18 protein-coding genes and 1 other annotated feature are annotated in these 15,480 nt (G+C 42.9%); of the genes, 17 read left to right on the top strand and 1 reads right to left on the bottom strand.

Annotated features, from left to right (window positions below; all coding sequences use genetic code 11):
- Positions 1-2: 2 nt before the first annotated feature.
- Positions 3-656 carry a uracil-DNA glycosylase gene (locus IGI92_RS09915; protein ID WP_301387629.1) on the bottom strand — a complete coding sequence of 218 codons (654 nt, stop codon included), beginning with the start codon at positions 654-656 and terminating at the stop codon, positions 3-5.
- Positions 657-825: 169 nt separating this feature from the next.
- Positions 826-896: a sequence feature (ribosomal protein L21 leader region), on the top strand.
- A gap of 19 nt (positions 897-915) precedes the next feature.
- On the opposite strand from IGI92_RS09915, the gene rplU reads away from it, so the two are divergent.
- The 17 genes from rplU (at position 916) to IGI92_RS09830 (ending at position 15,361) form a co-directional block, all read left to right on the top strand.
- Positions 916-1,224 (top strand): 50S ribosomal protein L21, encoded by a 309-nt coding sequence (gene rplU / locus IGI92_RS09910; protein ID WP_005225751.1) that lies wholly within the window; start codon positions 916-918, stop codon positions 1,222-1,224.
- A 26-nt stretch (positions 1,225-1,250) separates the two neighbouring features.
- Entirely contained in the window at positions 1,251-1,595 is a 345-nt protein-coding gene (locus IGI92_RS09905; protein WP_005225752.1) for a ribosomal-processing cysteine protease Prp, read from the top strand.
- A 12-nt stretch (positions 1,596-1,607) separates the two neighbouring features.
- Positions 1,608-1,901: a 50S ribosomal protein L27 gene (gene rpmA / locus IGI92_RS09900; protein ID WP_003126181.1), complete on the top strand. Its 294-nt coding sequence runs from the start codon at positions 1,608-1,610 to the stop codon at positions 1,899-1,901.
- A 109-nt stretch (positions 1,902-2,010) separates the two neighbouring features.
- Positions 2,011-2,475, top strand: coding sequence for a GNAT family N-acetyltransferase (locus IGI92_RS09895; protein ID WP_005235322.1), 465 nt, complete (start codon positions 2,011-2,013; stop codon positions 2,473-2,475).
- 463 nt (positions 2,476-2,938) lie between these two features.
- Positions 2,939-3,874 (top strand): phosphate/phosphite/phosphonate ABC transporter substrate-binding protein, encoded by a 936-nt coding sequence (phnD, locus tag IGI92_RS09890; protein WP_301387644.1) that lies wholly within the window; start codon positions 2,939-2,941, stop codon positions 3,872-3,874.
- A 95-nt stretch (positions 3,875-3,969) separates the two neighbouring features.
- Positions 3,970-4,758, top strand: coding sequence for a phosphonate ABC transporter ATP-binding protein (gene phnC, locus IGI92_RS09885; protein ID WP_005235328.1), 789 nt, complete (start codon positions 3,970-3,972; stop codon positions 4,756-4,758).
- On the top strand, positions 4,755-5,537 hold the full coding sequence (gene phnE / locus IGI92_RS09880; protein WP_005235330.1) for a phosphonate ABC transporter, permease protein PhnE: 783 nt from the start codon (positions 4,755-4,757) through the stop codon (positions 5,535-5,537). Before phnC ends, phnE (IGI92_RS09880) begins: the two co-directional genes overlap by 4 nt.
- Entirely contained in the window at positions 5,534-6,325 is a 792-nt protein-coding gene (gene phnE / locus IGI92_RS09875; RefSeq protein ID WP_008378503.1) for a phosphonate ABC transporter, permease protein PhnE, read from the top strand. Before phnE (IGI92_RS09880) ends, phnE (IGI92_RS09875) begins: the two co-directional genes overlap by 4 nt.
- Positions 6,326-6,470: 145 nt before the next feature.
- Positions 6,471-7,379 carry a diacylglycerol/lipid kinase family protein gene (locus tag IGI92_RS09870; RefSeq protein ID WP_429967848.1) on the top strand — a complete coding sequence of 303 codons (909 nt, stop codon included), beginning with the start codon at positions 6,471-6,473 and terminating at the stop codon, positions 7,377-7,379.
- A 96-nt stretch (positions 7,380-7,475) separates the two neighbouring features.
- Positions 7,476-8,009, top strand: coding sequence for a GNAT family N-acetyltransferase (locus IGI92_RS09865; protein ID WP_301387649.1), 534 nt, complete (start codon positions 7,476-7,478; stop codon positions 8,007-8,009).
- A gap of 230 nt (positions 8,010-8,239) precedes the next feature.
- Positions 8,240-11,014, top strand: coding sequence for a sigma-54-dependent transcriptional regulator (locus tag IGI92_RS09860; protein WP_086333089.1), 2,775 nt, complete (start codon positions 8,240-8,242; stop codon positions 11,012-11,014).
- Between the two features lie 229 nt (positions 11,015-11,243).
- Positions 11,244-11,738: a PTS system mannose/fructose/N-acetylgalactosamine-transporter subunit IIB gene (locus IGI92_RS09855; protein WP_026008065.1), complete on the top strand. Its 495-nt coding sequence runs from the start codon at positions 11,244-11,246 to the stop codon at positions 11,736-11,738.
- A gap of 68 nt (positions 11,739-11,806) precedes the next feature.
- Positions 11,807-12,799, top strand: a complete 993-nt coding sequence (locus tag IGI92_RS09850; protein WP_008378493.1) for a mannose/fructose/sorbose PTS transporter subunit IIA — start codon at positions 11,807-11,809, stop codon at positions 12,797-12,799.
- A gap of 30 nt (positions 12,800-12,829) precedes the next feature.
- A complete protein-coding gene (locus IGI92_RS09845) occupies positions 12,830-13,633 on the top strand; it encodes a PTS mannose/fructose/sorbose transporter subunit IIC (protein ID WP_008378492.1) in 804 nt (267 codons plus the stop codon).
- Between the two features lie 20 nt (positions 13,634-13,653).
- Positions 13,654-14,565 carry a PTS system mannose/fructose/sorbose family transporter subunit IID gene (locus tag IGI92_RS09840; RefSeq protein WP_005235347.1) on the top strand — a complete coding sequence of 304 codons (912 nt, stop codon included), beginning with the start codon at positions 13,654-13,656 and terminating at the stop codon, positions 14,563-14,565.
- A gap of 116 nt (positions 14,566-14,681) precedes the next feature.
- Positions 14,682-15,047 carry a DUF956 family protein gene (locus IGI92_RS09835; protein WP_005235348.1) on the top strand — a complete coding sequence of 122 codons (366 nt, stop codon included), beginning with the start codon at positions 14,682-14,684 and terminating at the stop codon, positions 15,045-15,047.
- Positions 15,048-15,121: 74 nt separating this feature from the next.
- Positions 15,122-15,361, top strand: coding sequence for a GlsB/YeaQ/YmgE family stress response membrane protein (locus IGI92_RS09830; protein ID WP_005225767.1), 240 nt, complete (start codon positions 15,122-15,124; stop codon positions 15,359-15,361).
- Positions 15,362-15,480 lie beyond the last annotated feature (119 nt).

The following is a 15,480-nucleotide window of genomic DNA, read 5'->3' as shown; positions in this document are numbered from 1 at the left end:
CGTTATTCGTCGGCTGGTATTTGTGAAAGAATGTTTCTTAACCCTCGCCAATCAGCTTCGATTTGCGGAGTCAACGTCCGATTATAAAAGATCGCAGCGGGATGATACATCGGCACGATCAGATATTCTTTTTCCGACCATTGATAGCCATCCTTTGTCGGATTGCTTTCTTGAATTTTGGAACGGATCACTTCGCCATGGTGGTCTTTGATATAATAGGCGTTGCCTAATAATCGCTGTAGTCCGATATTGCCAACAGTTGCAATGACGGGCGGATTCCCGATGGACAACTCGTAGTCAAGCAGTGGTGCGTGTAGCAAGACTTCCTTTTTGGTAGGTGTCCGATTGGGATGGACGATCTCATGGGCACCGCTGCGCTTGTTGATTCGTTCTTTGACGGAATATGGACGGCTGCGGACAGCGCTGGTGATGTAGACATCCTCACGGGTCAAACCGGCTAAAGCCAACGATTTCATCAATTCTTTTCCTGCTTGTCCGCTAAAAGGAATAAAATTCTCGATTTCGGTTCGACCAGGGGCTTCACCAACGATCATCAATTTGGGCTGCAGCGGTCCTTGACCTGGAACAAATCCTTCCAACGGATAACTGCGGGATGCCTGTTGAACGGCAGTGGCTAATTCTTTGGGGTATTGCATGAAAACTCCTCCCATTCTGTTTCGCTTGTGCTCTTTCTTCTATAGTAATAGAAAATAAAAAATGCACAAAAGGAAATGACTAGTAGCAAAAGAATTCTGTCTTTTCCTTAATTAGTGATTGACTTTAGGAAAACATTTTGATAAAGTTAATCTGTTGTAATTGTGGACTCCACAGCTACAACCGCACAGAACAAGTAGTAAGTACGAAAGTCACTTGGGATGGCGAGTCTAAGTATATTATAAGGAGGTGCTGTAGAGCATGTACGCAATTATCAAAACTGGTGGGAAACAAGTAAAAGTTGAAGTGGGTCAAGCAATCTACGTTGAAAAATTAGACGTTGAAGCTGGACAAAAGGTTACTTTTGATGAAGTTATCTTAGTAGGTGGCGAATCAACAAAAGTGGGTGCCCCAATCGTTGCAGGAGCAACTGTTGAAGGAACTGTTGAAAAACACGGCAAACAAAAGAAAGTCGTAACTTTCAAATACAAACCTAAAAAACATTCACACCGTAAACAAGGTCACCGTCAACCTTACACAAAAGTTGTTATTGACGCGATCAACGCTTAATTCTTACGAAAAGCAGGGTAACGAATATGATCAAAGGGACATTCAAACGAAATGACTCTGGTCGGATTGTTTCTTTTGAACTAGCTGGACACGCACAAGCAGGAGAATACGGCAAAGACATCGTCTGTGCTGCAGCATCCGCTTTAGCGATCAGTGCAGTCAATGGGATCGATGCTTTGGCTGGCGTTGCGCCAAAAGTTGAAGCAGATAACGAAAATGGTGGGTACTTATTAGTCACGCTGCCTTCTCGTTTGACCCAAGAGCAGTCGAATATCGCACAAATTCTTTTAGAAAATTTGTTGATCGGCTTGCAATCAGTTCAAGAAGAGTACAACGATTATATCCAAATCAAAACTACTAAAGAAAACTAGGAGGTGCATCTCATGTTGATGAAAATGAATTTGCAATTCTTCGCTCACAAAAAAGGTGGGGGTTCTACTTCTAACGGACGTGACTCTCAATCAAAACGTTTAGGTGCGAAACGTGCTGACGGTCAAACCGTTTCAGGCGGATCAATCCTTTATCGCCAACGCGGTACTAAAATTTACCCAGGGGTAAACGTAGGTATCGGTGGAGATGATACATTGTTTGCAAAAGTTGACGGCGTTGTTCGTTTCGAACGTAAAGGCCGCGACAAAAAACAAGTATCTGTTTATCCAGTAGCGCAAGAAGCATAAGAAAATGACATCCAGATTACGTAAAAGTAACCTGGGTGTTTTTTTATACACCAATGAAACCGTTTTAACGAAATAGTTATTTATAATGGCTTAGATAAGGAGTGAAGCAATGATTCAATTAAAAGAAATCACGAAGGAAAACTATCGTGCGTGCATGAATTTGAAGACAACGAAGGAGCAAGAAGATTTTGTTGCGCCCAATTGGTACTCAATGTTAGAGGCGATCTATGAGGAACCACGTCAGGCATTTGCCCTCTACAATGGTGAGGATATGGTCGGCTTTCTCTTATTTAGTTTTTACGAAGCGGATGAGGATTATCCAAAAGCTTCGTGGTGGATCGAGCGGTTTATGATCGCAGAAAAATTCCAAAATCAAGGGTTAGGCAGTCAGGCGTTTCTTGCTGGGTTAGATTGGTTCAAAACCCATATCCAAGCGCAAGAATTAAGGATCTCCGCTGTAGATGGCAACGAGATCGCAACAAAGCTTTACGAACGAAACGGCTTTGTCTTGACAGGTGAAATGATTGATAACGAGCATGTACTCTTGTTGCAGCTGCCAACGGATCAAGGGTAAATGACTCTTTCTACAGTAAAAAATGAGGTCAAAAGCAGAGGTTCTTAAGGGGATTCTCTGCTTTTTTTATTGGTGTTTTTCCGGTCCAAAAAGTGTGCCGTCATTTTCTGGCTAGATTTTTCAAGAAATTTTGTGCACTTGGGGTAAGAATTACGAGTGTGTCCATGCTTTGTTGTTCACAAAGTTCCTTTTGCGATTAACGGAATCTTTACACGTTGACAACACAAACCTTATATTCATTTGATACTCTGAGGAAGTAGAACAAATGGAAAGAAACTTTCGAAAAACGTTGATTATTGAGAATGTGCTCACGAATGGTTTTGGTCGAAACACGAACATTATCAAAAAAGAAAACGTTCGTAATTCGAAAAAGATTGTTTTTGATTCGTTGGTTTTTTATAATCAAAAAGGAAAGTTCGGAATTCCGTGAGTTCGATTTTTTTAATGAAAAGGAGAAAAAGTGATGAAAGTTTGGAAGAAAACGGCAATGTTTGGTTTAGGTTTGGTGGCAGCAGTTACGCTGGCGGCATGTGGCTCAGGTGGAGCAAGTACTGACTCGGCGGCTGAAGAAGCAAGATATGTACCAGAAAAGTTGACCGTTCAATTTGTTCCATCACAAGCAGCAGAAACATTAGAAGCAAAAGCAAAACCACTTGAGCAATTATTAAGTGATGAATTGGGGATTCCAGTCACTGTGAGTGTTTCCACTGACTACAATACAATCGTCGAAGCAATGGCTTCGAAACAAGTAGATGTAGGCTTTTTACCGCCGAATGCCTATGTTTTAGCAAATGAACAAAGCAATGTTAAGGTGCTATTACAAGCACAGCGTTATGGCATCAAGCAGCCTGGTGGGGAATCAACGGATGAATTGGTTGATAGCTATCGCTCAATGATCGTCGTAAAAAGCGGCAGCGATATCAAAGAGTTGGAAGATTTAAAAGGCAAAACGATTGCCACGCAAGATGTTACTTCTTCTGCCGGTTATGTTTGGCCAGTAGCAGAAATGAAAAAAGCAGGCATCGATATCAATACGGATGTGACGACTGTTCAAGTCAAAGGCCATGACCAAGCGGTCTTATCTGTCTTGAATGGCGACGTTGACGCAGCGTTCGTTTTTGAAGATGCCCGCAACACGGTCAAAAATGATTACCCAGAAATCATGGATGAGGTAGAACCAATGTACTTTACCGAACCGATCCCGAACGATACGATCAGTGTCCGCAGCGACATGAGTGAAGAGTGGGACAAAAAAATCCAAGATGCCTTTATCGCGATCGGTAAAGATGAAGAAGGAAAACAAATCATCTCTGATATTTACTCTCATGAAGGATACGTTGTTTCACAAGACAGCAATTTCGACATCGTAAGAGAGTATGCGGAACAAGTCGGACAATAACTAATAGATGAATAGATCGGGAGGGTACCGGTAGTTGAGGTACCCTTTTCGAATGGAAAGCAATTTTTACCTAATGGAAAGAAAGTAGGAGAATCATGGCTCTAGAGAACGAAACGATTATTTCATTTCAGAATGTGACCAAGCAATACCCAAATGGGGTATTAGGTTTGAAGGACTTAAACATCGATATCAAAAAAGGGGAATTTGTCATCGTAGTGGGTTTATCAGGAGCAGGAAAATCAACGATGCTGCGCTCCATCAATCGACTGCACGAGATCACGAGTGGCGAGATTTTAATCGATAGCAAGTCGATCACAAAAGCAAAAGGAAGAGAGCTACGCTTGATTCGTCGAGACATTGGCATGATTTTCCAAAGCTTTAATTTGGTGAAACGTTCGAGTGTCTTGCGAAATGTCTTAACTGGGCGAGTAGCTTATCACCCAACGATCAAAATGTTGCTTGGTTTGTTCCCGCAAGCGGATAAAGAGCTGGCTTATCAATCGCTGCAGCGGGTCAATTTAGCAGAAAAAGTCTATACTCGAGCCGATGAATTGTCTGGCGGTCAGCAGCAGCGGGTTTCGATTGCCCGTGCTTTGACGCAAGAGCCGAAGATTATTTTAGCGGATGAACCGGTTGCTTCCTTAGATCCTTTAACCACTGAAAAAGTCATGAATGACTTAAAACGGATCAATCAAGATCTGGGGATTACCATCGTAGTCAATTTGCATTCTGTCCAATTGGCAAGAGAGTACGGCACGCGGATCATCGGGTTGCGAGACGGAGGCTTGGTTTTTGATGGCCCTGTCAGTGAAGCGACCGATCAGCGATTGAAACAGATTTATGGCAGCGAGATCATAGAAGAGCAGGAAGGGGCAGGACAATGACGACAAATACGTTGCCGAAACGCAGCGGACTATGGAAAAATGTTCTTTGGCTCGTCATTTTTTTAGTGGTATTGTTCGTTAGCGGCTCTATTTCAGGCGTTGATTTGGCACGGTTCTTTAGCAATAGCAGTCAAATGAATGTCATTTTACAAAAGATGGCTCATCCTGATTGGGCATATGCCAAAATCATTGTAGAGCCGATTTTACAAACGATCCAAATGGCGATCATCGGCACGACCTTTGGTGCACTGGCGGCTTTTCCGTTTTCACTTTTAGCAGCACGAAATATCATGACGAATCATTGGATCAGCGGTTGTTTCCGTTTTGTTTTGAATATCATTCGGACGGTACCTGATTTGATGCTGGCGGCTTTATTTGTTGCCATTGTCGGAATCGGTCCCGTTGCCGGGGTGATCTCCATCTCTGTGTTTTCTTTTGGGATGATCACCAAATTGTTTTATGAATCGATTGAAACGATTGATGAAGGTCCAATCGAAGCAATCACGGCTTCTGGAGGATCGAAGTTTGACATCATCCGCTATGCAGTCGTACCGCAAGTCATGAGCCATTTTCTTAGTTACTTGCTTTATGCCTTTGAGATCAATGTGCGGGCATCGACGATTCTTGGGTATATCGGCGCAGGCGGAATCGGTGTTTTCTTACAACGATCTTTAAGCCAATTTCGATATGACCAGACGTCGATTATCGTCTTAGTGATTTTTGCAGTTGTTTTGGTGATTGATACCATCAGTAATAGATTAAGGGAGCGATTGTTATGATGTTGCCAGCAGAACCGAAAAAGAAAAAAATACGGAATTGGCTGATCGCAGTAGTCGTTATCCTCCTTTATATTTGGGCTTTCGCTGGTGTACCTTTTGCCGGCGTTAAAGAAAATGTCGGTCAAATTGTCGGCTCAATCTTTTATGGCCTGATCCATCCTGATTGGGGCTATGTTTATACCGGTGATGGCGAAGATTTGATCAGTTTGATGATCGAAACCGTTGCGATCGCCTTTGTGGGTACGTTTTTATCCTCAATATTAAGTATTCCTTTTGCCTTTTGGGCGGCGCGCAGCAAAAACAGCCCTCGCTGGCTATCAGGTTTCGGTAAAATCGTGCTGACGGCGATTCGAACGTTTCCAGAAATCGTCTTAGCGATCATGTTCATCAAAACAGTGGGTCCCGGATCCTTTGCTGGTGTTTTGGCAGTTAGTGTCCATTCCATTGGGATGTTGGCGAAACTCTATAGCGAAGCGATCGAGAACATGGATCACGGTCCTTCAGAATCGGTCGTTAGTGCGGGAGGAAATCGTTGGGATGTGTTAGGCTTTGCGACATTGCCACAATTGATTCCAGAATTTCTTTCTTTTACCTTGTATCGTTTTGAACTGGCTGTCCGTTCAGCTTCGATCTTAGGGATCGTAGGGGCAGGTGGGATCGGTACGCCGATGATCTTTGCCATCAATGCGCGATCATGGAGCCGTGTAGGAATCATTTTATTAGGGATCGTTGTGACGGTCACGATCATTGATTTTATTTCTGGGCGCTTGCGTAAACGATTGGTTTAATAAAATGAGGTGCGTACTCGAAAAAACACAGTCTGCATAGGCTGTGTTTTTTTGCAGCGGATAGGCGGATGTCGTTTAAGACAGGTTTCGTGAAACTTGTTATACTGGATTCATAGAAAATGAATCCAAACAAGGAGGCTGTTTTATGAAAGCATTATTGATCGTCAATCCAAGTTCTGGTGGTGAACAAGCGAAAGAATTTGAGGAGATGGCAGAAGAAAAGCTGCGGGAAGCTTTTTCAGAAGTCGTTGTCAAACATACCGAAAAAGAAGGAGATGCTACACGTTTTGCCTCTGAGGCAGCAGCAGAATTTGACAGTGTCTTCGCAATGGGCGGTGATGGTACCGTCAATGAAGCGGTCAATGGCTTAGCCCCTCATGACAAACGACCAAATTTCGGTTTCTTCCCGCTGGGCACAGTAAATGATTTAGCCAGAGCATTAGCGATTCCACTAGATCCCAAGGAAGCCATCGAATCATTTGCAGTGGATCACACCCGCAAAATCGATATTGGGCAGGTTAATCAAGACTATTTTACCAATGTAGTGGCGATTGGTATGATTCCAGCGGCGATCAACAATGTGGAAGTTGAAGAAAAAACCAAGCTGGGAAAAATGGCCTATTTTGTTTCTGGTCTACGGGAAGTGCGGAAAAATGAAAGTCATCCGTTTGAAGTGACCGCCGAAAATAATGGCGAAAAAACGACGATCGCTGTGGAAAGCAGTACGATGATCGTCGGTTCATCCAATACGATCGGCGGTTTCGAATCTCTTTTGCCTAAAGCGAGTACCGATGACGGCAAATTACATCTGATCTACTTAAAGGATACGAATCTTTGGGAAACTGTCAAAAGCGTGCCTGAGCTTCTCAAAGGAGTTACGGAATCAAATGATGTTCTTGGTTATCAAACTTTTGATAAAGCAAAGATTCGTTTGGCGGATGGGGCAACGATCGAAACGAATGTCGATGGTGATCCAGGGCCGGAATTGCCAATCACAGTAACAGTGCTGCCCCAGCATCTCACCGTGTATTGCGGAGTTGAAAAAGCCCGCTAAATCATTCATAACTAGGAAACGATCCGTCAAAAGCGGATTGTTTTTTTTATTCAGAAAGAGTATACTGGGAAAAAATTTACTGAAAGAAGGGGTTCTATGACGATACGTTCTGCCACGATTGCAGATGCCCAAGCCTTGACAGCAATCTATGCTTATTATGTAGAAAATACACCGATTACCTTTGAAACGGAGGTGCCATCGGTTCAAGAATTCGCGGAACGCATCGCCAAGACCTTGAAACGCTACCCGTATCTCGTTGCAGAAGAGGCTGGTGAAATTGTCGGTTATGCCTATGCGTCAGCCTATAAAGAACGGGCGGCGTATGATTGGACCGTTGAAGTAACCGTTTATTTAGCGCCGGATGCCAAAGCAAAAGGGCTCGGCACCGCTCTTTATCAAGGGCTTGAAGAAAAATTAAAAGTGCAAAACGTGGTCAATCTGACTGCGTGTATTACAGGAGGCAATCAACAAAGCGAGGCTTTTCATGAGAAGCTTGGGTATCGGAAAGTTGCTGATTTTGCGCATGTCGGCTATAAGTTCAATCAATGGCACGATGTGATTTGGATGCAAAAAGAACTGCAACGATTTCCAGACCAGGTGCCAACGTTCATTCCCAATGAAAAAGCCTAACACATCCTGACTTTTGAATATCTTTTTTTGGCAAAATGCTTTATGCTGAGAGTAGCATGTGAAAGGACGTTCTATTATTCTTTCGAACAAAGTATTTTGCTTTTTCTGTGTGGAAAAAAAGTTGCTTTTTTATAGAAAAATGAGTAAAGTATTCAAGTGGAAAAAACAAGGAGGCGAAGCTGTTGGGCAAGCGAATCGAACGGATTTATCAATATATCGTCGAAAATACGATGAGCGGCTTAGGGGAAAAGAAGGGGTTGTCTACTTCAGAAGTTGCCGATCATTTAGCCATTCAGCGCAGTAATGCCAGTAAGGATTTAAATAAGCTTGTCAAAGAAGGGCGCGTCGAAAAAAGCGACTCGCGGCCTGTTCGTTATTGGGCGGCAGGGGTCGATCCCAGCAGTAAGGAAAAGTATGTCCCAAGCTACAAAGAAAGTCGCCCGCAAAGAGAAAAAGCCTTCCCTCAACGAGTACAAGGAAAACCCTCTGACCGAGATATTTTTGCGACGATCATCGGTGCCAACGGAAGTATGAAAAACGCTGTTGAGCAGGCGAAAGCAGCGATCTTGTATCCGCCGAAAGGGCTAAACTGCTTGATCACAGGGCCTACTGGTTCTGGGAAAACGTACTTTGCCCATGCGATGTTCCAGTTTGCCAAAAGCAATCAAGTAATTGCCGATGACAAAGAACTGATCGTCTTTAACTGTGCGGACTATGCAAATAACCCAGAGCTTTTGATGAGCCATTTGTTTGGTTATGTACGAGGGGCATTTACGGGTGCCGATCAAGAGAAGATTGGTATTATTGATCAAGCGGATGAGAGTATGTTGTTTCTCGATGAGATCCATCGATTGCCGCCAGAAGGGCAAGAAATGATTTTTTACTTTATGGATCATGGTACCTTTAGCCGTCTAGGAGAGACGGGCAAAAATCATCAAGCGAATGTCCGAATCGTTGGTGCTACTACCGAAGACCCCAACTCAACGCTATTAGATACCTTTACCCGACGCATTCCCATCAATATTCAACTGCCCTTTTTTGAGAAACGACCCGCATCAGAAAAAGTCGATCTCGTTCGGGTATTAGTCGGGCAAGAGGCGACCCGTATTCAGCGGACGATCTCCTTGACAGAAGATGTGGTCAAAGCGTTGATCGGCAGTGTCAGTTTTGGGAATATCGGTCAATTGAAATCCAATGTCCAGCTAGTCTGTGCACGGGGCTTTTTGAATCATATGCAACAAGATGAGATTGAAATCGATTTGATCGATTTGCCAGAAGGGATTCGTTCAGGATTGATCGTTTTGGGGAATCGCCGCAATGAGCTGGCAGAGCTTTCTAAGATCCTTGAACCGAAGATCAGCATTCAACCGAATCAAAACTTAAACAATATTCAATCAGATTCCTATGAATTGCCTTATAATCTTTACGATATTATCGGCGACAAGGCTGCTCTGCTAAAAGCAGATGGGTTAGATCAAGAAGCGATCAATCATTTTATCTCAACAGATATCAATGTTCACTTAAAGTCTTTTTATAAAGATCATGGGTTTTCCTTTAACTCGGTCAATAAACTAAGTGAATTTGTCGATCAGAAAGTGATCAGTGTAACAAATCAAATCTATGAGCTGGTTCGACAACGCTTAAATTATGATTTTCAGCAAAATTTCATCTATGCCATGAGCTTACACATCAGCTCGTTTTTGAAAAAAATCCATTTGGGAGAAGAACGACAAACCAATGACAATATTCGTCAGATGGTAGCTGATTATCCTCAAGAGTTTGAAGTCGCCAAAGAAGTCCGCGATTTTATTGGTGATAGTTTCCAAGTGGCGATTCCTGAGAGCGAATCTTATTATTTAGCGGTTCTTCTGGTTTCTCTTAGAACCTCTCATTCCTCTGGGAAAATCGGCGTCGTCGTTGCAGCCCACGGCAACAGCACAGCCAGTAGCATGGTACAAGTGGTCAAACAATTGCTGGAAGTCGATCAAGTGACAGCGGTGGACATGCCATTAGATATGCCCCCGGCTGTGGCGTTGAAAAAAATCGTGGATAGTGTACGGGCAGTCAATGATGGCAGTGGGGTGATCCTCTTAGTCGATATGGGGTCCTTAGCGACCTTTAATAATGAAATCCAACGAGAAACGGGTGTGGCTGTTCGAACAGTCGATATGGTGACCACCTCCATCGTCCTAGAGACGGTCCGTAAAGCGTCAGTGATCGGCACGGACCTCGATCAGCTCTATGATTCATTACGGAAGTTCCGCGGGTATGGAGCGGTCACTGTGGAAGAACCAGTGACACAAAACCACCATCCTAAAGCGATTCTAGCGGTCTGTGCTTCGGGAAAGGGAACGGCGCAGCGCATCAAAGAATTGATCCAAAGCTCATTGTCAAAACGTCAAAACCAAAATGTCGAAGTGGTGACGTTATCGGTGGCGGATCTGAGGACGGACTTGGATCAGATTCAACAGCGCTACCGTCTGATTGCCGCAACAGGGATCATCGATCCCCATATCGACGCACCGTTTATTTCATTAGAACGTTTTATTGATCAAGATGTTGATCTACTGTTGGATGATATCCTATTAGAGAATGATTTGAGTTTTGAAGATGAAGTACAGCTAGATGATCGGCAGGCGAAAGAAATCTGTATCCGGTATTTAGAGGAAAACTTTACCTATGTCAATGCGAAAAAAGTAGTAGAGCCGTTGTGGAAATTTGGCGAAGAGATCATTCACGATTTGGATTTGGTAGGGGCGCAGCAAGGCTTTCAGATCAATTTTGTGATGCATGGCGCAGGTATGCTGGAGCGGATCTTACTGCGGCAGCCATTGACTGTTTCTGAAATTGATTTAGCAGCGATGGAGGAGAATCCGCTTTATGGCCAATTGCATGTGCATGTCCAATCGTTTTCACGCTTGATGAATATCGAAGTGCCCAAGACTGAAGAGTACTATCTGCTAGAGCTGATCAAAAACCATCACGAAAAAGAAATGTATTTTTAATTCTTACAAATAATACAGATACACTAAAAAAGATACAGTATTTTTTAGTGTATCTTTTTTAGTGTATTATCTGAATGCTGATTCTTAAGGTTTTTTCAAGAATAGTGTATCGGAAAAACTTGGCACGCTTCTTGCTTCTATATAAGTGGATACAGGAGGTGATTGAAAAAAGAACAGATCCTCAATATGAAAAGCGGATCGATGGATGTAGGAGGCTTGCACAATGGGAATGGATATACGTCTTGCCCGAATCGACGATCGGTTGATTCATGGTCAGGTCGCCACAGCTTGGTCGAAAATGACTGGTATCAATCGAATTATAGTGGTCAGTGATGAAGTCGCAAATGACCAATTACGAAAGTTTCTCTTGAAAGAAGCTGCTCCACCAGGAATCAAATCCAATGTGGTGACAGTAGCGAAAATGCTTGAGGTGGCGCATAACACATTATTTAATACGCAAAAAGTCATGTTATTATTTACCAACCCTCAAGATGTCGTGACTCTGGTTAAAGGAGGCATTGACATTCGTTCCGTCAATATCGGCGGTATGAGTTTTTCAATGGGAAAACGAATGATCACTAATTTCGTGTCAGTCAATGATCAAGATCTTGCTTCATTGCTTTACTTGCAAAACCAAGGCATTGAAGTGGAGATACGCAAAGTTCCAGCTGATCGTAAAATCTTTTTGAAGGATATTTTGGAAAAAGAAGGTAGTCACCCTTAGTTTTTCGATGTTGTTTTTTCTTTCGTATTCGTGTCACATTTTTCAATTTTGATATAGGAGGTAAAAAGATGGTAGGAATTATCCTAGCAAGTCATGGAGAATTTGCTAACGGCATTTTGCAATCTGGTTCAATGATCTTCGGCGAACAAGAAAATGTTAAAGCTGTTACATTGATGCCAAGTGAAGGTCCAGATGACATCAAGGCAAAAATGCAAGAAGCAATTGCTACATTTGACGATCAAGAAGAAGTATTATTCTTAGTTGATCTTTGGGGTGGTACTCCTTTCAACCAAGCGAACAGCTTGTTTGAAGATCACAAAGACAAATGGGCAATCGTTGCTGGTATGAATTTACCAATGGTGATCGAAGCCTATGCTTCACGTTTTTCAATGAATACAGCGCATGAAATTGCTGCGCATATCGTTGAAACAGCTAAAGAAGGGGTCAAGGTCAAACCAGAAGAACTTGAACCAGAAGAAGCTTCAGCACCAAAAGCAGTGCAAGACGATCAACCTAAAGGATCACTTCCTCCGGGAACTGTTCTAGGCGATGGCAAAATCAAAATCGTACTTGCTCGTGTCGATTCACGTTTGTTGCATGGTCAAGTTGCTACAGCTTGGACAAAATCAGTGAATCCATCTCGGATCATCGTTGTTTCTGACGCGGTGGCAAAAGATGACTTGCGTAAAAAACTGATCGAACAAGCAGCTCCTCCAGGAGTAAAAGCGAACGTCATTCCAGTGGACAAAATGATTGAAGTTTCTAAAGACCCTCGTTTCGGGAATACGAAAGCTTTACTATTATTTGAAAACCCACAAGATGTATTACGTGCTGTTGAAGGTGGCGTTGATATTACTGAAGTGAACGTTGGTTCAATGGCTCACTCTGTTGGGAAAGTTGTTGTAAGTAAAGTATTGTCGATGGGTACAGATGATGTGAATACATTTGAAGATCTGAAAGAACGCGGCATCAAATTCGATGTGCGTAAAGTACCAAATGACTCTCGAGACAACATGGACGAAATCTTACGCAAAGCCAAAAATGAATTGGCAAATAAATAGAAACGTATTCAACTAAATAGGAGGTCTATCATGACTATTATATCTATGGTATTAGTAGTACTCGTTGCCTTTTTAGCTGGTATGGAAGGGATCTTGGATGAATTCCAATTCCATCAACCGCTAATCGCGTGTACTTTGATCGGTTTAGTGACCGGTAATTTGGAAGCATGTATCATTTTGGGCGGATCATTACAAATGATCGCACTTGGATGGGCAAATATCGGTGCCGCTGTTGCACCTGATGCTGCATTGGCGTCTGTCGCATCTGCAATTATTTTAGTTTTAGGTGGACAAGGAACTGCTGGTGTTGATACAGCGATTGCCGTTGCGATCCCTCTAGCTGTTGCTGGGTTGTTCTTGACAATGATCGTTCGTACATTGGCTGTGCCAATCGTTCACTTTATGGATGCTGCTGCTGAAGAAGGCAACATTCGTAAAATCGAAATGTGGCACGTGATCGCTGTATGTATGCAAGGGGTTCGTATTGCGATTCCTGCAGCTGCATTGTTGGCTATCCCTGCTGCAACTGTTCAAAACTTCTTAGAATCAATGCCTGCATGGTTAACTGATGGTATGGCTATCGGTGGTGGTATGGTTGTTGCCGTTGGTTACGCAATGGTTATCAACATGATGGCAACTCGCGAAGTCTGGCCATTCTTTATTATCGGTTTCGTAATCGCAGCTATCTCTCAATTGACATTGATCGCTATCGGTGCCTTGGCAGTAGCAATCGCATTGATCTACTTGAACCTAACTAAAATGGGCGGATCATCAAATGGAGGCGGCGGCAGCAACACTGGCGACCCTCTAGGCGATATCTTGAATGACTATTAGAATCGAAGGAGGAGAAAAAAATGGCAGAAAAAATTCAATTAAATAAAAAAGATCGTTTAGCCGTAGCATGGCGCTCTACCTTCATTCAAGGTTCATGGAACTATGAACGTATGCAAAATGGTGGTTGGGCATTTTCAATGATTCCAGCAATCAAAAAATTATACAAAACAAAAGAAGACCGTGCCGCTGCTTTGAAGCGTCACTTAGAATTCTTTAATACTCACCCATATATCGCATCACCAATCTTAGGTGTAACTTTAGCGTTAGAAGAAGAACGTGCCAATGGCGCGCCTGTCGATGACGTAGCGATCCAAGGGGTAAAAGTTGGGATGATGGGTCCTTTAGCCGGTGTCGGTGACCCTGTGTTCTGGTTTACTGTACGTCCGATGTTAGGTGCATTAGGTGCTTCTCTTGCTTTAGGCGGAAACATCTTAGGCCCAATCATCTTCTTCGTTGCTTGGAACATCATCCGTTGGGCATTTATGTGGTACACACAAGAATTCGGCTACCGTGCTGGTTCTAAAATCACAGATGACCTTTCAGGTGGTTTGCTACAAGATGTAACAAAAGGTGCTTCTATTTTAGGGATGTTCGTATTAGGGTCACTTGTTCAACGTTGGGTATCGATTTCCTTTGCACCAGTTGTCTCAAGCGTACCGCTTGATGAAGGTGCTTATGTCGACTGGGCGAACTTGCCTTCTGGTTCAGCTGGTTTGCAACAAGCCTTCCAACAAGTAGCTGAAGGCCGTGCATTGACTGATACAAAAGTAACAACATTGCAAAACAACTTGGATCAATTGATTCCTGGTTTAGCTGCACTATTGCTTACTTTGTTATGTATGTGGTTATTGAAGAAAAAAGTTTCTCCAATCGTCATTATTATCGGTCTATTCTTAGTCGGTATCGGTGGACACTTGATCGGATTGTTATAATCTTTTCAATGATAGGTGCTTGGGGAGACCCAAGCATCTTTTTATTTATTCGCCAAACATGCCGCAAACACGTATAATAGGTAACGATAAGACGATATAGAATGGAGTAAGCGCAAATGGTACAATCCCTTAATACAAAAGTTGATTTGACGATCGATGCTACGTCTTTTTTAGGTATCAATGAATACGGCAAAATAATGATCGGCGATAATGCCTTTGAGTTTTATAATGATCGTGACAAACGCAAGTTTATTCAAATTCCTTGGGAAGATGTCGACTATGTGATCGCTTCGGTCTTGTTCAAAGGACGCTGGATCCCACGGTATGCGATTCGGACCAAAAAGAATGGGACATATACCTTCTCATCAAAAGAACCAAAAAAAGTTCTGCGGGCAATTCGCGAATACGTTGACCCAGATCATATGGTCCATTCTCTTGGCTTTTTCGATATCTTGAAACGGGCAATTACCCGTAGAAAATAACAAGAGAGCATATGTTTTTCCAATTGATTCTCAATATGTTACCCTTTTTATAAGAAAGTTTAGGAGGGGTTATTATGCACTTTTTATGGACATTGATCGTGGGAGCGGTCATCGGTTCAATCGGTGGCGCCATCGCAGGAGAAAAACGCGGTTGCATTTTTGATATCGTGGCAGGACTTGTGGGCGCATCAATCGGACAAGGCTTATTCGGCACTTGGGGACCGCAAGTGGCAGGAATGGCAATCGTGCCAGCAATCATTGGGGCAGTCATTTTCGTGGCTGTCGTATCATTCTTTTTGGGACGTAAAAGATAATTATCAAAGAAGCAATCCGTTGATTGGGTTGCTTTTTTTGTGGATTAAAGTTATCTAGAAAAGAACAACGAGAGAGCCAACTAGAGTCTTTTTAAAACACCATTCTTTAGGTTCGTATT

This window comes from Enterococcus sp. DIV2379 (assembly GCF_050542965.1).
In the GTDB taxonomy this organism is placed as follows: Bacteria; Bacillota; Bacilli; order Lactobacillales; family Enterococcaceae; genus Enterococcus_D; species Enterococcus_D entomosocium.
The sequence above is the reverse complement of the archived record's forward strand: the minus strand, read 5'-3'. Positions and strand labels throughout refer to the sequence as shown.